This is a genomic window from Pseudomonas campi (assembly GCF_013200955.2).
Classification (GTDB): Bacteria; Pseudomonadota; Gammaproteobacteria; order Pseudomonadales; family Pseudomonadaceae; genus Aquipseudomonas; species Aquipseudomonas campi.
Window position 1 is genome coordinate 1,606,881 of the sequence record NZ_CP053697.2, and the last position, 18,928, is coordinate 1,625,808.

Annotated in this window: 19 protein-coding genes and 1 pseudogene; 15 read left to right on the forward strand and 5 right to left on the reverse strand. The window is 65.9% G+C overall.

Annotated features, from left to right (window positions below; genetic code table 11):
* The first annotated feature begins 12 nt into the window (after positions 1 to 12).
* The 8 genes and pseudogenes from HNE05_RS07420 (at position 13) to HNE05_RS07455 (ending at position 9,049) form a co-directional block, all read left to right on the forward strand.
* Positions 13 to 1,020 (forward strand): hypothetical protein, encoded by a 1,008-nt coding sequence (locus HNE05_RS07420; RefSeq protein WP_219637218.1) that lies wholly within the window; start codon positions 13 to 15, stop codon positions 1,018 to 1,020.
* Entirely contained in the window at positions 1,017 to 1,739 is a 723-nt protein-coding gene (locus HNE05_RS07425) for a hypothetical protein (protein ID WP_173205033.1), read from the forward strand. Before HNE05_RS07420 ends, HNE05_RS07425 begins: the two co-directional genes overlap by 4 nt.
* On the forward strand, positions 1,739 to 2,863 hold the full coding sequence (locus tag HNE05_RS07430) for a glycosyltransferase family protein (protein WP_173205036.1): 1,125 nt from the start codon (positions 1,739 to 1,741) through the stop codon (positions 2,861 to 2,863). Before HNE05_RS07425 ends, HNE05_RS07430 begins: the two co-directional genes overlap by 1 nt.
* Positions 2,864 to 2,937: 74 nt before the next feature.
* Positions 2,938 to 5,217 carry a beta-agarase gene (locus HNE05_RS07435; RefSeq protein ID WP_173205039.1) on the forward strand — a complete coding sequence of 760 codons (2,280 nt, stop codon included), beginning with the start codon at positions 2,938 to 2,940 and terminating at the stop codon, positions 5,215 to 5,217.
* A gap of 120 nt (positions 5,218 to 5,337) precedes the next feature.
* Positions 5,338 to 6,483 (forward strand): serine hydrolase domain-containing protein, encoded by a 1,146-nt coding sequence (locus HNE05_RS07440; protein WP_173205042.1) that lies wholly within the window; start codon positions 5,338 to 5,340, stop codon positions 6,481 to 6,483.
* Between the two features lie 23 nt (positions 6,484 to 6,506).
* Positions 6,507 to 7,202, forward strand: a pseudogene (locus HNE05_RS07445) (OmpA family protein); the annotation flags it as partial.
* A gap of 31 nt (positions 7,203 to 7,233) precedes the next feature.
* Positions 7,234 to 7,881: a pyridoxamine 5'-phosphate oxidase gene (pdxH, locus tag HNE05_RS07450; protein ID WP_173205048.1), complete on the forward strand. Its 648-nt coding sequence runs from the start codon at positions 7,234 to 7,236 to the stop codon at positions 7,879 to 7,881.
* Between the two features lie 28 nt (positions 7,882 to 7,909).
* Positions 7,910 to 9,049 (forward strand): glycerate kinase, encoded by a 1,140-nt coding sequence (locus tag HNE05_RS07455; RefSeq protein ID WP_173205051.1) that lies wholly within the window; start codon positions 7,910 to 7,912, stop codon positions 9,047 to 9,049.
* Here the strand turns inward: HNE05_RS07455 and HNE05_RS07460 are convergent.
* A complete protein-coding gene (locus tag HNE05_RS07460; RefSeq protein WP_173205054.1) occupies positions 9,034 to 9,270 on the reverse strand; it encodes a hypothetical protein in 237 nt (78 codons plus the stop codon). The genes HNE05_RS07455 and HNE05_RS07460 overlap by 16 nt on opposite strands.
* Before the next feature lie 161 nt (positions 9,271 to 9,431).
* Here HNE05_RS07460 and HNE05_RS07465 point away from each other — a divergent pair, with 161 nt between their 5' ends.
* Positions 9,432 to 9,896 (forward strand): outer membrane lipoprotein, encoded by a 465-nt coding sequence (locus tag HNE05_RS07465; protein WP_173205057.1) that lies wholly within the window; start codon positions 9,432 to 9,434, stop codon positions 9,894 to 9,896.
* Positions 9,897 to 9,939: 43 nt separating this feature from the next.
* Here the strand turns inward: HNE05_RS07465 and HNE05_RS07470 are convergent, their stop codons facing one another.
* Entirely contained in the window at positions 9,940 to 10,146 is a 207-nt protein-coding gene (locus tag HNE05_RS07470; RefSeq protein ID WP_173205060.1) for a hypothetical protein, read from the reverse strand.
* Here HNE05_RS07470 and HNE05_RS07475 point away from each other — a divergent pair.
* The 6 genes from HNE05_RS07475 to HNE05_RS07500 are packed head-to-tail and all read left to right on the forward strand — an operon-like array spanning position 10,145 to position 15,864.
* Positions 10,145 to 12,937, forward strand: coding sequence for a monovalent cation/H+ antiporter subunit A (locus tag HNE05_RS07475; protein ID WP_173205063.1), 2,793 nt, complete (start codon positions 10,145 to 10,147; stop codon positions 12,935 to 12,937). The genes HNE05_RS07470 and HNE05_RS07475 overlap by 2 nt on opposite strands.
* Position 12,938: 1 nt before the next feature.
* The gene (locus HNE05_RS07480) at positions 12,939 to 13,265 is read left to right on the forward strand and encodes a Na+/H+ antiporter subunit C (protein WP_173205066.1); all 327 of its coding nucleotides are present in this window, start codon (positions 12,939 to 12,941) and stop codon (positions 13,263 to 13,265) included.
* Complete coding sequence (locus HNE05_RS07485) at positions 13,265 to 14,767, forward strand: monovalent cation/H+ antiporter subunit D (protein ID WP_173211628.1); 1,503 nt, start codon at positions 13,265 to 13,267, stop codon at positions 14,765 to 14,767. Before HNE05_RS07480 ends, HNE05_RS07485 begins: the two co-directional genes overlap by 1 nt.
* On the forward strand, positions 14,764 to 15,267 hold the full coding sequence (locus HNE05_RS07490) for a Na+/H+ antiporter subunit E (RefSeq protein ID WP_173205069.1): 504 nt from the start codon (positions 14,764 to 14,766) through the stop codon (positions 15,265 to 15,267). The genes HNE05_RS07485 and HNE05_RS07490 overlap by 4 nt, the downstream gene beginning before the upstream one ends.
* Complete coding sequence (locus HNE05_RS07495) at positions 15,252 to 15,521, forward strand: K+/H+ antiporter subunit F (protein ID WP_160081594.1); 270 nt, start codon at positions 15,252 to 15,254, stop codon at positions 15,519 to 15,521. Before HNE05_RS07490 ends, HNE05_RS07495 begins: the two co-directional genes overlap by 16 nt.
* Positions 15,522 to 15,531: 10 nt before the next feature.
* A complete protein-coding gene (locus HNE05_RS07500; RefSeq protein WP_173205073.1) occupies positions 15,532 to 15,864 on the forward strand; it encodes a Na+/H+ antiporter subunit G in 333 nt (110 codons plus the stop codon).
* Between the two features lie 230 nt (positions 15,865 to 16,094).
* Here HNE05_RS07500 and HNE05_RS07505 read toward each other — a convergent pair whose 3' ends face one another.
* The 3 genes from HNE05_RS07505 to mapR all read right to left on the reverse strand — a co-directional run bounded on the left by HNE05_RS07505 (position 16,095) and on the right by mapR (position 18,891).
* Positions 16,095 to 16,724: a LysE family translocator gene (locus HNE05_RS07505; RefSeq protein ID WP_173205076.1), complete on the reverse strand. Its 630-nt coding sequence runs from the start codon at positions 16,722 to 16,724 to the stop codon at positions 16,095 to 16,097.
* A 9-nt stretch (positions 16,725 to 16,733) separates the two neighbouring features.
* Complete coding sequence (locus HNE05_RS07510; RefSeq protein WP_173205079.1) at positions 16,734 to 17,360, reverse strand: hypothetical protein; 627 nt, start codon at positions 17,358 to 17,360, stop codon at positions 16,734 to 16,736.
* A 121-nt stretch (positions 17,361 to 17,481) separates the two neighbouring features.
* The gene (gene mapR, locus HNE05_RS07515; RefSeq protein WP_173205082.1) at positions 17,482 to 18,891 is read right to left on the reverse strand and encodes a GntR family transcriptional regulator MpaR; all 1,410 of its coding nucleotides are present in this window, start codon (positions 18,889 to 18,891) and stop codon (positions 17,482 to 17,484) included.
* Positions 18,892 to 18,928 lie beyond the last annotated feature (37 nt).

The window sequence follows — 18,928 nt, forward strand, 5'->3', positions numbered from 1 at the left end:
GAAGGGATTACCGTGAATAGATCGTTTAACCATCGTCTGGCTTTCCCTCGCCTGGCCATGCTGCTGGCCCTGAGTCTGGGCAGTGGCATCACGCTGGCCGAGGAATTCAAGGGTCGTGGCGTGTTCCAGTTCGCCAGCGCCAGTCGTTGTCCCCTGGCCACGGCGGATACCCCGCTGAGCGAGTGCAACCGTATCGCCCTCGACGATGCCCATAGCCGTGTGCAGCTGGACACCGCCAGCAAGACCCTGGTGTTGCACAACAACCAGGAGTACGCCGATGAGACGGTCATCGGCGATGTCCTGTTGCATGGCCGGGCGCGGGCGGAGAATGGCCAGCAGGTGCCGGTCAGCCTGCATCTGCTGATCAGTAAGGATGGCCAGGAGTGGAGCACCAGCCTGCACGCCCATGCACCGGTAACCGGGGATCTGAGCGAGGTGCAGGTCGATCTCTATCAGGTGCAGGCTGACGTGGCGGGCAAGCGTCAATCCCTGCTGCAGCCGGATCATGCCCTGCAGGTGCTCACCTCGCCGTCGACAGCGGCGCGGCTGGCCAAACAGTTCGTCCAGGTGCGTGACAACCGGGTCGAGGCGGCCAAGGCCGAGTATGCCGACATCACCATTGCCCTGGGCCTGGGCAAGGCCTCACTGCCAGCGTTGCGTGCCAGCCTGCATGTGCCGGGCGGGCATGCTGACCTGGCCAAGACCCTGCACAGCGGTAGCTGGAGTCTGGAACTGCAGGCCCTGCGCAGCCGCCTGCCGCTGTCGGTGATCCAGCGCGACCTGTTCCTCTTCGGTATGGAGCAGGTCGAACTGCTGCAGCCACTGCAGACCGAGGGCTTCGCCAAGCACGAAAAACTCTTGCTCGGAGCGAGGGATGGCAAAGGTTACCTGAGCTATCGCGGCCAGCAGATCGATTACCCGCAGGCCGGTGTGGCCGCCCAGGCGTTCCTCCAGGACAGCTTCATCGGCCTGGTGCTCAGTGGTCAGCAGCATACTGCGGCGCCGGTTACCGCCCCATGAGTGCTGTGCAACTGGCGCTGTTTGCCGCGCCGCCGCTGCGCGGCTGGCCACGCCTGCAGGCCTTTCTGGTCGATCGCATCAAGCGCGCCGCCTTGCGCCAACTGCATGCCAGTCGTGCCGGCGAGCTGCTGTTGCTGCGTATCTACCTGATCGGTGAAGAGGCGACCGAGCAGACCCTGCAGCAGGAAATGCTGGCGAATCCGCCCGCCTGGCTGGAACGCCAGGTGCAGCAGCACCTGCGCGAAGAACAGGAACACAGTGCGCTGTTCGCCGCGGCCATGCGTGAGCGCGGCATGCAGCCGCCCAGCGAGTTGCGCCCCGATCGCCTGAGTCAGGCCAAGATCCGCCGCTGGCAGCGCATTGCCCGTCGCCATGCACCGCATTTCCAGCAGGGCCTGCTGGTGCCGGCCTATGCCATCGGCCTGTGTGCCGAACAGATGGCCGAGCGGGTGCTGAGTCGCCATTGCGCCGTACTGCCCGCCGAGCATCCGCTGCAGGGCCTGCTCGGCCGGGTGCTCAGCGATGAGCGCAAGCATGTGCGCCTGTGCATGCGTACCCTCGGCCTGAGCGTGGCCGAGCATGAACAGCCGCGCCTGCAACAGCTGCTGGCCGAGGCCCGTGCGGTGGACCGCGCCTGGGGCGTCAGCGGTGCGGTGGGCATGTACCTGGCTGGAGTCGCCCTGCGCTTGCGGGCTGGCGGGTGGCGACGGAGCAACTGATGGCTGCGCGGATTCTCTACCTGGCCACCGCCGATGCCCGTGGCCACCTGATGCGTGCGCAACTGCTCACCCATGCCTTGCGCGCGAAGGGTGCCGACGTGACGGTGCTGACCACGTCCGACGAGGGTGTGGCGTTCCTTGCCGAGTTCGGTATCGCGGCCGAGGTGCTGTCGCGGCACTACGCCGTGCAGTTCGACGAACAGCAGAACATGCAGCGTGGGGCGACCGACCGTACCGTGGCCCGCTACCTGTTCGACCCGCGCCACATGCTGCGCGATATCGGCAAGCTGCGCCGCTACCTGGCCAGGGTCGACCTGCTGGTCAACGACTCCTTCCATCCGGCGCTGCTGGTGATGGGTTGCCTGCCAGGCTGGCGGCGCAAGATCGTCCATGTATATGGCGCCAGCCTGCGCCAGGCGCTGCAGAGCAACTTCCACGGGCGCCTGCCGGCCTGGCTGGCGCGCGCCTTTGCCGCGGCCATCGCCTTCGAGCTGGGGCGTGCGCGGGCCCGTCTGCAGCATGACTTCGCCTATCTCGACGCCAGTGAAACTGCGCCTGGCAGCTTCAATCTGCCGACGCCGGTCGCCCTGGCCGAATGCCCGGCAGGCTTGCCGGAGTCCTGCGTGGCGCTCTACCTCAACCCGCACTTTCGCGATCCAGCCCTGGCCGCTGGCCTGGAGCAGGGGCTGGCGCAGGCGGGCCTGGCCAGTCTGCGGGTGGGTGAGGGCTATGCCGGGCGTGCCGGCTGGCTGGCCCACGATCCGCGCTGGATCGATGCGGCGGCGCACAGTGCGCTGATCATCTCGGCGCCGGGCATGGCCGCGCTGTCGGTGGCGCAGGTCTATCGGCGGCCGATCCTGCTGCTGGTCAGCGATCAGCCGGAGCAACTGAGCAATGCCCGGCGTGCCGCCGAACTCGGGCTGCGTCATGAGGTACTGGTCTGGCGCGGGGATGTAGCGCATTTCGCCGAGCAACTGGCCGCGGCCAGCCGGCGTCTGGCGGCGGCCAGTGCCGGCGAAGCGCCAGGTGCGGGTCGGGGGCATGCCCAGCAGCGCCTGGATGCCTGGGCCGATTGCCTGCTGACGCTACCCAGCAGCGGTGAAACGGGCCGGGTAGAGCGCTAGTCGGAATAAACTCGGGCTGGCATCAGCGGCCCGACCTGTTGTCTACTGGCACGTCGTCCCGGAGTGCCCGTCACATGATTCGCCGCTCGTTGCCTGTCGCTTTTGCCCTGTTGCTGACTACCCCGCTGTTTGCTGCGCCTGCGCAGCCACAGACCCTGTTCAACTTCGTTCGTCCGCTGGATGCCGTGCAGGTCGCTACCGAGCAGGCCAACCTGCCGCAGCTGACGGCCGAGCCTACGGCTGACGGTGAGGTGTTACGCCGCGTGGTGTTCAACGCCGCCGAACGGCCGACTCTCACGCTGACGCCGCAGAGTGGCGATTGGGACTGGTCGCAGACCGAGGCCATGAGCCTGCGCATTCAGAATGCGATGGACTGGGCGATCACCCTCGATGTCAGCATCACCAGCCGCGACGGCAAGTCGCTCACCAGCCGTATTGCCTTGCCCGCCGGCCCGGCGCAAACCCTGCTGGTGCCGCTGGCTGCGACCTCGCCGCTGGCCCAGGGCATGCGTGCCGGCCCGCCGATGCCGATCACCGTCGCCGGCCAGCGGGTTTTGCTGGCGGAAACCGTGGCCGGTGAACTGAGTGCGGCACAGGTCAGTTCGGTCAGCCTGTCACTGGCTAACCCGGATTCGCCGCAGAGCATCCTGCTCGGCCGTTTTGGTGTGCAACCGCTGGCGGCCGTGCAGCAGGCTGCCTACAGCGGCATCATCGATGCCTGGGGCCAGTACAACCGCGGCCAGTGGCCGGAAAAGGTCAGCAGTGACCAGCAATTGCGTGAGGCGGCCGTGCGCGAGCAGGCACAGCTGAAGACCTGGCTGCAGCCGAAAACCGAACAGGATAGCTACGGCGGCTGGCTGAACGGCCCGCGCTTCGAAGCCAAGGGCTTCTTCCGCACCGAGAAGCAGGGCGAGCGCTGGTATCTGGTCAGCCCGGAAGGCCATCCGTTCTACTCCCTCGGGGTCAATGCGGTCAGCGCCTGGCAGAGCCGTACCTATGTCGAGGGGCGCGAAGGCATGTTCAGTGCTCTGCCCAAAGAGGGCGAAGAGCTGGCCATCTATTACGGCAAGAGCAACAGCCGTAGCGCCACCGGGGCGAATCGCGGTCGCGTGTTTGACCAGGGGCGCTGGTTCGACTTCTACCGGGCCAACCTGCAGCGCAGCTATGCGCAGCCTTGCCCGGCAGTCGTCCCGCCGCTGGCGGCCTCGCCCGCGCCGGTCGAGCAGGATGTCACGCCGTGCCCGCCACCCGGCCTGGATGCCGCCCGCTGGACCGCCCATAGCCTCGATCGCCTGCAGGCCTGGGGCTTCAACACCCTGGGCAACTGGAGCGACGACACCCTTGGCGCCGCCAAGCGCATGCCCTATACCGTGCCGCTGTCGATTTCCGGTGATTACGCCACCATCAGCACCGGCCTGGACTGGTGGGGTGGCATGCCCGACCCCTTCGATCCGCGCTTCGCCATGGCCGCCGAACGGGCCATTGCCATTGCCAGTCGAGATCGCCGCGATGACCCCTGGCTGCTCGGCTTCTTCGCCGACAACGAACTGGCCTGGGCCGCCCCGGGCGCTGAGCCCAAGGCGCGCTATGCGCTGGCCTACAGCACCCTGCGCCTGACCACCGATGTGCCGGCCAAGCGCGCGTTCCTCAAGCAGCTGCGGGACAAGTACCGCAACCACAACGGCCTGTCCAAGGCCTGGGGTATCCAGCTGGGTGCCTGGGAGCTGATGGAAGACCCGGGGTTCGAGGCGCCGCTGCCGAGTGCCGAGCATCCGCAGATCGAGGTCGACCTGCAGAGCTTCCAGCGCTTGCTGGCCGATACCTACTTCAAGACCATCGCCGACTCGCTGAAGTGGCATGCACCCAATCACCTGCTGCTCGGCGGCCGTTTTGCCATCACCACGCCCGAAGCGATTGCCGCCTGTGCGCAGTATTGCGATGTGGTCAGCTTCAACTTCTACACCCGTGAACCGCAGCATGGCTACGACTTCGCCGTGCTGCGCGCGCTGGACAAGCCGTTGCTGATCAGCGAATTCCATTTCGGTTCGCGTGATCGCGGGCCGTTCTGGGGTGGGGTGAGCGAGGTGTACAAGGAAGAGGAACGTGGCCCGGCTTACGCCCACTTCCTCGACAAGGCTCTGCAAGAGCCGAGCATTGTCGGTGTGCACTGGTTCCAGTACCTCGATCAGCCGGCCAGCGGCCGCCTGCTCGATGGCGAGAACGGCCACCTTGGCCTGCTCGGCATCACCGATCGGCCCTGGCAGGGCTTTGTCGAGGCGGTGCGCAAGGTCAACCTGCAGGTGCCGGGCAAAGTGCTGAAGTCGACCCAGCAGCCGGCGGCAACGCAACCTTAGAGTCCATACAGGTTCTGGGGGCACCGTTGGTCTAACAGTCGGTCTTGGGCAAGTGGCCAGGATTCACAGGAGCGCCTGGTACTGGAACAATGCCGGCCAAGCTGACCGAGGAGTATCAGGTTGCAAGTCCAGGGCTATTTCGACCTGCGTTTCGAAACGCTGAAAGAGGCGTTCGGCGAGCTATTCAGTGATGCCCAGGAACGCGGTGCCGCGCTCTGCGTGCAGATTGGTGGGGAAACTGTGGTCGACCTGTGGGCCGGTGTGGCCGACAAGGACGGCGAGCAGGCCTGGCACAGCGACACCATCCTCAACCTGTTTTCCTGCACCAAACCCTTCGCCGCCGTAGCAGCCCTGCAACTGGTCGGCGAGGGCAAGCTCGATCTGGATGCGCCGGTGGCGCAGTACTGGCCCGAGTTTGCCGCCGCGGGCAAGGAACGCATCACGCCGCGCCAGTTGCTGGCGCACACCGCTGGTTTGCCGGCCCTGCGCGAGATGCTGCCGGCCGAGGCGCTGTATGACTGGCAGCAGATGACCACGGCCCTGGCCAGCGAGCAGCCCTGGTGGACGCCCGGCACGGGCCATGGCTATGCCGCCATCACCTTCGGCTGGCTGGTCGGCGAGTTGCTGCGGCGGATCGACGGGCGTGGCCCGGGCGAATCGATCGTGGCACGTATTGCCAAGCCGCTGGGCCTGGACTTTCATGTCGGCCTGGCCGACAGCGAATTCGAGCGCGTAGCGCATATCGCCCGCAAGAAGGGCGATATGGGCGATGCCGCGGCGCAGCGTCTGTTGCGTTGCATGATGAGCGAACCGGCGGCCATGAGTACGCGCGCGTTCGCCAACCCGCCGTCTATCCTCACCAGTACCAACAAACCGGAATGGCGGCGCATGCAGCAGCCGGCGGCCAATGGCCACGGCAATGCGCGGGCGCTGGCCGGCTTCTATGCGGGCCTGCTCGATGGGCGCCTGCTCGAGGCCGAGCAGCTCAATGAAATGACCCGCGAGCATGCCTGTGGCGAGGACAAGACCTTGCTCACCCGCACCCGTTTTGGCCTGGGCTGCATGCTCGATCAGCCAGACGTGGCCAATGCCACCTATGGCCTGGGGCGCAAGGCATTCGGCCATCCGGGCGCGGGTGGTTCGGTGGGCTTTGCCGACCCGCAGCGTGAGATTGCGTTCGGTTTTGTCACCAATAGCCTTGGCCCCTATGTATTGATGGACCCGCGTGCGCAGAAACTGGCGCGTGTGCTGGATCAATGTCTTTGAACCCTGTTTTTTGGAAGGTCGAAATGCGTAAAAATTCTCTGGCCCTGCTGTTCTGCTTCAGTCTCGCTGCCTGTGCCGGCTCTGCCGACAAGGCGGGCGATTCCGCTTCCACCGGCAACAGCTGGTGGCCCTTCAGTTCGGCAGAAAAGAGCACGACCAAGGCCAAAACGGTGGCGCCGAAGATCGACCACCAGCTCACCGATGCCTGGTTGGACGAGTACGAGCCGCGCCTGCGTGAGGCGCTGAAAGGCAGCAAGATGCAGCTGGAGCGCCAGCAGAACGTGCTGGTGGTCACGGCCCCGGTGGACAGTTCGTTCAACCCGGATCGCCCGAGCATGCTGATGCCGGCGGTGCTCGGTCCCTTCACCCGGGTGGCCAAGATTCTCGAGAAAGATCCGCGCACGGCAGTGCTGATCCTCGGTCACGCCGACAGCAAGGGCCAGGTCGAAGACAACCGCAAGCTCAGTGAGGACCGCGCCAAGGCCGTCGCCTCGATCTTCCGTCTCAGCGGCCTGCAGCGTGATCGTCTGCTGCTCAAGGGCGTGGGCTCGAACATGCCGCGCGCCGCCAACGACAGCAACGAAGGCCGTGCCCTGAACCGTCGTGTGGAAATCGTCCTGACTCCGCAGAAAACCCTGGTGGCGCTGCTGGCCAAGTACAACCAGCCGGCAGTTCCGAGCAAGACTGTCGCAGATCAAACTACCAAGGTCGCGGCGGAATAAACTGGGCCATCATTCCAAGGAGCGTCCCATGGCCCAGTCCCTTGCCGATATGCGCCGCGACTACACGCGCGATGGCCTCAGTGAAACGCAGGCCCCGGTCGAGCCGTTCAGCCTGTTTCGCCAATGGTTCGCCGATGCGGTGAAGACTGAGCAGTTGCCGGTTGAACCGAATGCCATGACCCTGGCCACGGTCGATGGCGATGGCCGCCCGCATTGCCGGGTGCTACTGCTCAAGGGCCTGGACGAGCACGGTTTCACCTTCTTCAGCAATTACGACAGTGCCAAGGGCGAGCAGCTGGCGGCTCGTCCGTTTGCCGCCATGACCTTCTTCTGGCCCAGCCTGGAGCGCCAGGTGCGCATCGAGGGGCGGGTGGAAAAGGTCAGTGCCGAGGAATCCGATGCCTACTTCCAGGTGCGCCCGCTGGGTAGTCGCCTGGGGGCCTGGGCTTCGCCGCAGAGCCGGGTGATCGCCGATCGCGCCGAGCTGGAAGGCCTGCTCGCGGAAACCGAACGGCGCTTCCTCGACAGCGCCCCGCATTGCCCGCCGCACTGGGGCGGCTATCGCCTGTTGCCCGAGCGCATCGAGTTCTGGCAGGGCCGGGCCAGTCGCCTGCACGACCGCCTCAACTATCGCCTGCTGAACGACGCCTGGCAGCGCGAGCGCCTGGCTCCCTGAACCGCGTCCAGCGCCTGGCGCGGCTGCCATGAAGATCGTTATCGCCCCCGACTCCTTCAAGGAGAGTCTCGGCGCCGCCGCGGTGGCTGAAGCCATTGCTCGCGGTTGGCGGCAGGTGTTTCCGCTGGCCGAGATCGTTCTGCTGCCCATGGCCGATGGCGGCGAGGGCACAGTCGATGCGCTGCTCGCCGCAGTCGGTGGTGAACGCCGCGAGTGCCAGGTGCGTGGCCCGCTCGGCACCCCGGTGCAGGCGCACTGGGGCTGGCTGGACAACGCCACGGCGATAATCGAAATGGCCGCCGCCAGTGGCCTGCACTGGGTCGCGCCGGCCCAGCGGGATGCCACCCGCGCCGGTACGTACGGAACCGGTGAACTGATCCGCGAGGCTCTGGATGCGGGCGCCACGCGGATCATTCTTGGGCTGGGCGGCAGTGCCACTAACGATGGTGGTGCCGGTCTGCTGCAGGCGTTGGGCGTGCGCTTGCTCGATCGTCAAGGCGCCGAACTGGCACCCGGCGGGGCGGCGCTGGCCGAGCTGGAGCGCCTGGATATCAGTGGTCTGGACCCACGCTTGCAGCAGGTGCGGGTCGAGGTCGCGGCCGATGTCGACAACCCGTTGTGCGGGCCGCGCGGTGCCTCCCGAGTATTCGGCCCGCAAAAGGGCGCCAACCCGACGCAGGTCGAGCAACTGGATAGCGCACTGGCGCACTACGCGCAGTGTGTCGCCGCCATCCTGGGTGAGGATCATCGCGACTTTCCCGGTGTCGGCGCGGCTGGCGGGGTGGGGTTTGCCTGCAAGGCGTTCCTGCACGCGAGCTTTCGTCCCGGTATCGAGCTGGTGGCCGAGCTGTCCGGCCTGGCGCAAGCGCTGCAAGGGGCCGATCTGCTGATTACCGGAGAGGGGCGCCTGGACGCACAGAGCCTGCACGGCAAAACCCCGGTTGGCGTCGCCCGCATCGCCCAGGCTGCCGGCGTTCCGGTGATCGCCCTGGCCGGTAGCCTGGGGGTGGACTACCAAGCGCTGTATGGCGCCGGTATTGCCGCGGCATTCAGCCTCACGCCTGGGCCAGTCAGCCTGGAGCAGGCCTGCGCCAGCGCTGCTGTCGAGCTGCAAGCGCGCAGTGTCGACCTGGCTCGACTGTGGCGTCTGGCTCAGGCGGCGCGGTAGGCCGCGGCGGCTTGCTGCAGCCAGGCGGGTAGATCACGGCGGCGGATGCCAGCGGTCTTGGCTTCGGCCAGGCGCTCGAGCATATAGGCACGCTTGGCCGGATCGCCGTCGGCCAGCGAGAGCGCCAGGTCACGGTCCATCCAGCGCTTGATGCGCACATACAGCCACCAGTGAAAATACAAGCCGGCGGCCGTGGTAATGACGACGATGAAGTAATCCATGGCTGATCCTGTCGCTATTGCTGGCTTTACCCTAATCAAAGAATACGGCGCCGGGAATCGGACCTATTGTCGCGACCATCCTCTATATTCAGAGCAGGGAGGCGGTGACACAGCGCAATGGGCGCGGTCTAATGTTTACTGTCTTACACGGAGAGAACCAAATGCGTAAATCCATGCTGTTGACTGCAGCTTTTGCTGCCCTGGCGCTGACCTTGGGTGGTTGCGTTTCCAACCTCAGCGGCGATAGCTACAGCCGTGACGAGGCGCGCAAGGTGCAGACGGTTCGCCTGGGTACTATCGAAATGCTGCGTCCAGTGAAGATCGAAGGCACCAAGACGCCTATCGGCACAGGGGCCGGAGCAGTCATCGGTGGCGTGGCTGCAAGCGGTATCGGCGACGGTCGCGGTGCTGCGGTGGCGGCGGTGATTGGTGCTCTGGCCGGTGGTTTCCTCGGCTCCATGACCGAGGAAGGCCTGACCCGCACCCAGGGTGTGGAAATCACCGTGCGCGAAGACGACGGCACCCTGCGTGCCTACGTGCAGCAGGTGCAGGAAAACGAGGTGTTCCGCGTGGGTGAGCGTGTCCGCATCATGACCGTCGACGGCACCAGCCGCGTCGCTCACTGAGTCATTCTCAGCAGGCTCAAGGCCCGGCAATTGCCGGGCCTTTTCATTGGCGTGGGGTATTTCTGTGTTCTGCGCACAGCTTTGGAAATAATTCATCAATGACGCGGCCTTCATTGATCGCGATAATCGGCGAATAGTTCTGTGCAGACAAAGGCTTAGCCTGGGCACGGAAGCATCTTGGAAGATCCTTCGCCTTTTCTGTCGCCATCCATATGGCGCCTTCACGGCGAACCAGTACAGGGGGATTCATGGAGCTCTTGCTCATCGTCGGTTTGCCATTTCTCGGCGCCTTGCTGCCGGTCTTGTGTGAGCGGTTTGGCCGACTGCCCTGTGTCCTGGCGGCGGCCCTGGCGCCTGTGCTGGCGCTGAGCCTGTTGCTGTTGCAGGCGCCGCAGGTGTTCTCCGGCGAGTTGCTGCTGGTAGCCCAGCCCTGGCTGCCGCAGCTGGGGCTGAACCTGGCGCTGCGCCTGGATGGCCTGGGCTTCCTGTTTGCCCTGCTGATCCTCGGGATCGGGTTGCTGGTGATCCTCTACGCCCGCTACTACCTGGCCGAGAATGAGGCCATCGGCCGTTTCTTCAGCTACCTGCTGCTGTTCATGGGCGCCATGCTTGGCGTGGTGCTGTCGGAAAACCTGCTGTTGATGATGGTGTTCTGGGAGCTGACCAGCCTGTCGTCGTTCCTGCTGATCGGCTTCTGGGGCCACCGTGGCGATGCCCGCAAAGGCGCCCGCATGGCCCTGACGGTGACCGGCGGGGGAGGCCTGGCATTGCTCGCCGGAGTCCTGCTGATCGGCCATATCGTCGGCAGCTTCGAACTTAGCGTGGTGCTGGCGGCTGGCGAGCAGATCCGTGCCCACGCCCTCTATCCGGTGGCCCTGGTGCTGGTGCTGCTGGGCGTGTTCACCAAGTCGGCGCAGTTCCCATTCCACTTCTGGCTGCCCCATGCGATGGCAGCGCCCACTCCGGTTTCCGCCTATCTGCACTCGGCGACCATGGTCAAGGCCGGGGTATTTCTGCTGGCACGTCTGTACCCGGCGCTGGCCGACTCCGAGCTGTGGTTCTACCTGGTCAGCCTGACCGGCCTGGCGACCCTGCTGGTAGGCGCTGGCATGGCCCTGTTCCAGCATGACCTCAAGGGCCTGCTGGCCTACTCGACCATCAGCCACCTGGGCCTGATCACCCTGCTGTTCGGCCTGGGTACCCAGCTGGCGACGGTGGCGGCGATCTTCCACATCATCAACCACGCGACCTTCAAGGCCTCGCTGTTCATGGCCGCAGGAATCATCGATCACGAGACCGGCAGCCGCGACATGCGCCGCATCAACGGCATGTGGAAGTACATGCCGCACACTGCCGTGCTGGCCATGGTGGCGTCCCTGGCGATGGCCGGGGTGCCGCTGCTCAATGGCTTCCTGAGCAAGGAGATGTTCTTCAGCGAGACCCTCGGCCAGCATCTGCTGGGCAGCTTCAGCTGGGTGATTCCGGCGGCGGCGACCCTGGCCGGGGTGTTCTCGGTGGCCTATTCGCTGCGCTTCATCCACGACGTGTTCTTCAATGGCGAGCCGATCAACCTGCCGAAGTACCCACCCCACGAGCCACCGCGCTACATGAAGGTGCCGGTAGAGATCCTGGTGTTCCTCTGCCTGCTGGTCGGCATGCTGCCGGCCTACACCGTGGCGCCGCTGCTGGCGGTGGCGGCCTCGGCCAGCCTGGGCGGCGAACTGCCCGAATACAGCCTGGCGATCTGGCACGGTTTCAACCTGCCGTTGCTGATGAGCGCCGTGGCCACCCTCGGCGGGGTGCTCGTGTATGTCTGCCGCAAGCCGCTGTTCAGCTGGTACGCCGGCTTGCCGGACGTGGATGCCAAGGAAGTGTTCGAGGGCGGCGTGCGCCTGTTGGTCAGCCTCAGCGCCGCGATTACCGGGCGCCTGGAAAGTGGTTCGTTGCAGCGCTACCTGGCCTTGATGCTGTTGGCGGCGCTGGTGGTACTGGTATCTGGGCTGGCGCCGCTGGAGCGCCTGACCGGCTCGCTGGGCCTGAGCCCGATCGATGGCGCGGCCTTGCTGGGCAGCCTGATTCTCTGCGGCGGCGCGCTGCTCACGGTGATCTTCCATCGCCAGCGCCTGGTGGCCCTGCTGATGCTCAGCGTGGTCGGCCTGATGGTGGCCCTGGTGTTCGTGCGCTACTCGGCGCCGGACCTGGCCCTGACCCAGCTGTCGGTGGAGGTGGTGACCATCATCCTGCTGATGCTGGCGCTGTATTTCCTGCCGGCCCAGACCCCGGCGGAAAGCAGCAGCCTGCGCGGCCTGCGTGACTTCTGTGTGGCGCTGGGCTGTGGCGGGGCAGTGGCCTTGCTGACCTATGCGGTGATGACCCGTCCGCTGCAGAGCATTTCCGGGTTCTTCCTCGACAACAGCGTGGCGGGCGGTGGCGGCACCAACGTGGTCAACGTGATTCTGGTGGACTTCCGCGGTTTCGATACCCTCGGTGAAATCAGCGTGCTGGCGATTGCCGGCGTGGGCATCTACGCCTTGCTCGATGGCTTGCGCCTGACCCAGCCCGGCACTGATGCCGCCGGCCACCTGTGGGCGCGGGACCGCCATCCGCTGCTGCTGGCCACCCTGTCGCGGGTGCTGCTGCCGATGGCGCTGCTGATTTCGGTGTTCATCTTCCTGCGCGGCCACAACCTGCCGGGCGGCGGTTTCATCGCCGGGCTGGTCACCGCCGTGGCGTTGATTCTGCAATACGTCGCCAGCGGGGTGAGCTGGACGCAGAGTCGCCTGCCGCTGAACTATCACTACCTGGCCGGCCTCGGCGTGCTGATCGCCAGCCTCACCGGTCTGGGCAGCTGGGCGTTTGGCTACCCCTACCTGACCACCGCCTTTGGTCATTTCCATTGGCCGCTGGTGGGCGAATTCGAGTTGGCTACCGCCATGCTCTTCGATCTGGGCGTCTACCTCACCGTGGTCGGCGCCACCCTGATGATCCTTGCCAAGCTGGGCAAACTGACCCGCAGCGACAGCACACAGGAGGCACTCTGATATGGAAGCGCTGTATGCGCTGGTTCTGGGCGTGCTGATTGCCAGCGGGGTGTACCTGCTGCTGCGCGCGCGCACCTTCCCGGTGGTCATGGGCCTGACCCTGATCTCCTACGCGGTCAACCTGTTCCTGTTCGCCATGGGCCGCCTGCAGAGCGGCATGCCGGCGGTGATTCGCGAGGGCGGCCAGTACACCGACCCGCTGCCGCAGGCGCTGGTGCTGACGGCCATCGTCATCGGCTTCGCGATGACCGCGTTTGTCGTGGTGCTGGCCCTGCGCAGCCTGGGCGAGCAGGGCAATGACCATGTCGATGGCGAGGAGTCGCCATGATGAACCATGGCCTGATCCTGCCGATCCTGATTCCGCTGTTTGTCGGCTGCCTGCTGTTGCTCGCCAGCGGCGCCAGCCTGCGTGTGCAACGTGCGCTGTCGCTGCTGGCGACCCTGGCCCTGTTGCCGTGCAGCCTTTGGCTGCTGGCCCAGGCCGACCTGGGCAGCGTGCAGACCTATGCCCTGGGCAACTGGCCGGCGCCGTTTGGCATCGTCTTGCTGCTCGATCGCCTCAGCGCGCTGATGCTGCTGCTCACTGCGCTGCTGGCGTTGTTCGCCCTGCTGTATGCGCTGCGCGGCGACGACGAGCGCGGGCGCAGTTTCCATGGCCTGTTTCAGTTCCAGTTGCTCGGCATCAACGGCGCCTTCCTCACCGGCGACCTGTTCAACCTGTTCGTGTTCTTCGAGATCCTGCTGATTGCTTCCTACGCGCTGCTGCTGCATGGCGGCGGACGCGAGCGGGTGCGCGCGGGCCTGCATTACGTGGTGCTCAACCTGCTCGGCTCGGCGTTCTTCCTGATCGCCGTGGGCGCGCTGTATGGCGTCAGCGGCACGCTGAACATGGCCGATCTGGCGGTCAAGGTGGCCGCCGCCGATGCCGACCAGGCGCCGATTCTGGCCGCCGCCGGGTTGTTGCTGTTGGTGGTGTTCGGCCTCAAGGCGGCGTTCCTGCCGCTGTATTTCTGGCTGCCGCGCGCCTATGCCTCGGCGACCGCGCCAGTCGCGGCACTGTTCGCGATCATGACCAAGGTCGGCCTGTATTCGATCCTGCGCGTCTACACCCTGATCTTCGGCAGCGAGGCCGGCAGCCTGGCCAACCTGGCCCAGGACTGGCTGTGGCCACTGGCCCTGCTGACCATCGCCATCGGCGTGCTCGGCGCGTTGTCGGCCTGCAGCCTGCAGCGCCTGGTCGCCTACCTGGTGGTGATTTCCGTCGGCACGCTGCTGGCCGGCCTGTCGCTGGGTACGGCCGAGGCGCTGCAGGCCGCGCTGTACTACTGGCTGCACAGCACCTGGATTTCGGCGGCGCTGTTCCTGTTGGCTGACCTGGTGGCGCGTCAGCGCGGGGTCAAGGGCGGTGATCTAGTGCAGGGCCCGGCGCTGCAGAATCCGCATCTGCTCGGCGGCCTGTTTTTCTTCGCGGCGATTGCCGTGGCCGGCCTGCCGCCGCTGTCCGGCTTCCTCGGCAAGCTGTTGCTGTTGCAGGCGGTCGAGGGCCAGCAGGCGCTGTGGCTGTGGCCGCTGCTGCTGATTGGCGGGCTGGGCACCCTGGTGGCGCTCAGTCGTGCCGGCAGTACGCTGTTCTGGCGGGTCGGGCGCGATCAGCTGGACAGCGCCGAGCTGGATTATGGTCGCCTGTGCGCCTGCCTCGGCCTGCTGCTGCTCAGCCCGCTGCTGGTGCTGCTGGCCGCGCCGGTGCTGGAGTACCTGGCGGCGACCGTCAGCCAGCTGCATGACCTGGCTGCCTACCGGCAGACCCTGCAAGCCGGAGGTGGCCTATGAAAACCTGGCGCTGGTTGCCCCATCCACTGCTCAGCCTGTGCCTGCTGGGGCTCTGGCTGCTGCTGGTGAACCAGTTCAGTGTCGGTCACCTGCTGCTCGGCAGTGTGCTCGGCTGGCTGATTCCCTTGATCACCCGGGTGTTCTGGATCAATCCACCGCGGGTCGAGCACCCCGGGTTGCTGTGCAAATTCCTGCTGCTGGTGCTCGGCGATATTGTGGTCGCCAACCTGCAGGTGGCGCGCCTGATCCTCAATCCGCGCAGCCAGCTGCGTCCGGCCTTCGTCGAGGTGCCCATGCTGCTGGAAGATGAACTGGCGCTGACCATGCTCGCCAGCATCATTTCGCTGACCCCGGGCACGGTATCGGCCGATCTCAGCGACGACCGCCGCACACTGTTGCTGCATTGTCTGAATGTGCCGGACGAGGAAGCCCTGGTGGCGCAAATCAAACAGCGCTACGAAGCGCCACTGCGCGAGGTGTTCACATGCTCGGCTACGTGATTCCGCTGTGTCTGGCGTTGCTCGGGCTGGCCCTGCTGCTGACCCTGGCGCGCCTGGTCAAGGGGCCGAGCCTGCCGGACCGCATCCTCGCCCTCGACACCCTGTACATCAACGCCATCGCCCTGATCGTGCTGCTCGGTATCTGGGAAGGCTCGGACCTGTATTTCGAAGCGGCGCTGCTGATTGCAGTGATGGGCTTCATCGGCACCGTGGCCATCACCAAATACCTGTTGCGCGGCGACATCATCGAATAGGAGCACCGCGATGAACCTGTGGATCGAAGCCCTGGTGGCGTTTTTCCTGTTGAGCGGCAGTGTCTTCACCCTGGTCGGCGCCGTGGGCCTGTACCGCCTGCCGGATTTCTTCACCCGCCTGCATGGCCCGACCAAGGCCACCACCCTTGGGGTCGGCAGCCTGGTGATCGCCTCGCTGCTGTTTTTCGGCAGTCGCGGCGATGGCCTCAGCCTGCATGAACTGCTGATCACCCTGTTCCTCTTCATCACCGCACCGATCAGCGCGCACATGCTGGCCAAGGCCGCGCTGCAACAGAAACTGCCGATCCACCCGGATACCCGCGGCAAGCCCTGGGAGTCGTAAGCGTTCGGCTGTCAGGCTTACTTGGGCAAATGTAGGGCGGTGCGGGCGCGCCGCCCGGGCTCTCGGGCGAGGGTGGTGATGGCGGCAGCGGTCAACGGGTCACGCGGCCTACCGGGATCAAGGTATTCCCAATCCGGGCCGTAGGGGCAGGCGGGTGCACCGGCCGTGTATGGCGAGGCAGGTGCTGCCGGGCAGTGTCTGATTCAGGCGCAGGCAACGCCAATGCAGAATTAGCGCTTGGCGAGCGCCAGGCCCGCAGCGAATACCAGCAGCACCGAGCCGGTGGCGCGGTCCAGCCATTGGACCAGTCCGCCACGGCGCAGAAAGGTAGCCAGCGGCCGGGTGGCGAGGATCAGTGCGGCGGCCCAGAAGAGGCCAAGCAGCACGTGGATGCAGGCCAGCGCAAAGCTGAAACTGCCCACCGGGTAACCGGCCGGCACGAACTGCGGCAGGAAGGATACGTAGAACACCCCGACCTTGGGGTTCAGCAGGTTGCCCAGCAGGCCCTTGATGAACCAGCCGAGCTGACCATGGCGTTCCTCCTCGGCGGTGCTGGTCAGGCTGAATTCGCTGCGGGGTTTGAGCAGCATCTGCAGGCCCAGCCACAACAGGTAGGCGGCGCCGCTCCACTTGAGGATGTTGAAGGCCAGCTCCGAGGCGGCCAGCAACGCGCCCAGGCCGAGTGCCACGGCGGCGCCCCAGAGCAGGCAGCCGGCGTTGATGCCGAGCGCGGCCATGGCCGCACGCTTCGGCCCTTCCAGCGCAGCGGTACGCAGGATCAGCGCGGTGTCTACGCCCGGGGTGACGGTCAGCAGGCTGGCGGCCAGTACATAGGCGAGCAGGGCGGCGGTAAGCGTCATGACAGGCTCTTATTGCGTTGCGGAGGCCGGCTTGCCGTTGGCCCACTGCTGCAGGGCCTTGGCCCGCGCCTGACTTTCGGCCAGCGGCTTGTTCAGGTCTGACTCATAGTCTTCCAGCCAGCTGCGCGAGCCGGCGATCATCCCGGCCAGGTCGCGCATGCCGCTTTTCAGGGCGGTGATGGTCTTCTGGTAACTCTGCTCCTGGCCGATCAGGGTCCTGGCCACCATCAGCTTGGTCTCGCTGGCGGACTTGTCGGGCTCAGTGCTGGCAGTCGCAGCCCCAGTCGCAGCTGGCGCTGGCGTGGCAGCGGGTGCCGGCAGCCCGCCCTTGAGCAGATTGAACAGCGCTTGCTGGTTCTGCACCTGCTGCTTGAGCGGTTCGACCTGCTGTTCCAGGCTGGCCAGCCGCGCTTCCAGCGCCTTGACGCTGGCCAGGCTCGGGCCCTTTTCCGCTTCTTCCTCTTCACCACCGCCGCCGAGCAGACCGACCAGCAGGATGGCCAGTAGCGCCAGTACCAGTCCGCCGCTCAGGCCGTAAATCAGCAGGCGGTTGAGTTTGCCGGTTTTCTCCAGCAGCTCGATGCGCTGCAGGTCGCTGAGCATTTCGTTGGTGCTGGTATCGCTGTCAGTGCTCATGGCGCTTCACTCTATTGTGGTTCTTGTCGTGGTGTCGGCTGGATAAGTATCAGTGTGCCACTATTTCGACGTCGGCTTTACCACGTATCGGCACAGTTGCCGCGCTGATCAGTGCGCACGCTCAAAATGAGGCCAGAATCCGCCCGATGAGTTCCATGGCCTGCTCGCTCTGCGCATCCCAGGGATGGCCGTGGTTGAGGCGCGCGCAGTTGCGAAAACGCCGGGTGGCGGAAAAGATTGGCCCCGGCGCCAGGCTGATGCCCTGGGCCAGGGCGAGCTGGAACAGCTGCAGCGAATCGACCTGCTCGGGGAACTCGAACCAGAGGAAGTAGCCGCCGCTGGGCCGCGTCACCCGTGTGCCCGCCGGGAAGTGCCGGGCGGCGGAGGCGAGCATCGCGCCCTGCTGGGTTTCCAGGGCATGGCGCAGCTTGCGCAAGTGGCGATCGTAACCGCCGTGCTGCAGGTAGTCGGCGATGGCCGCCTGGGCCGGCACCGAGGGCGAGATGGTGGTCATCAGCTTGAGCCGGCTGATCTGCTCGGCATAACGGCCGCCGGCCACCCAGCCGACCCGGTAGCCCGGCGCCAGGCTCTTGGAGAACGAGCCGCAGTGCATCACCAGGCCGTCGCGGTCGAAGCTCTTCACCGGTTTGGGCGGCTGCGCGCCGTAGTACAGCTCGGCGTAGACGTCGTCCTCGATCAGCGGCACCTGACGCTGCTGTAGCAGTTCATAGAGCGCCTGCTTCTTGCTGTCGCTCATGCTCGCGCCCAGCGGGTTCTGCAGGCTGCTCATGAACCAGCAGGCCTTGATCGGCAGGTTGGCCAGGCGTTCGGCCAGCACCTCCAGGTCGATGCCTTCACGCGGGTTGACCGGAATTTCCACCGCCTTCAGCTTGAGTCGTTCCAGCACCTGCAGGGTGGCGTAGAAGGCCGGCGCCTCGATGGCCACCAGATCGCCGGGGCTGGTCACCGTCTGCAGGCACAGGTTCAGCGCTTCCAGGGCGCCGTTGGTGATCACCAGCTCGTCGAGCGGCAGGCGCACGCCGGCGACCATGTAGCGCAGGGCGATCTGCCGGCGCAGGTCGGGGTTGCCGCTGGTCATGTCGGTGATCACCGCATGCGCCGGCATGTCGCGCAGGGCGTGGGCCATGGAACGCGCCAGGCGCGGCAGGGGAAACAGCTGCGGGCTGGGGAAGGCCGAGCCGAAGGGCACCGTGTGCGGGTCTTTCAGTGAGCCGAGCACGGAGAACACCAGCTCGCTGACATCCACCTCGGTGGTCTGCGCCGCCTGCGCGCTGGTCTCCGGCTCGGCCAGGGAGTGCCGCGCCAGTTCGCGGACGAAATAGCCGGAGCGCGCCCGCGCCTGGATCAGCCCGCGGTCTTCCAGCAGGTAATAGGCCTGAAATACGGTGGACGGGCTGACCCCATAGGTGCGGCTGGCGTGGCGCACCGAAGGTACTTTCTCGCCGGGCGTGAGCATTCCGGAACGGATCAGCTCGGCTATCTGGTCGGCGAATTTCTCGTAGCGCTTCATCGTGTCCGTGACTGCGGCCCATGGTGAGCCACAGTCT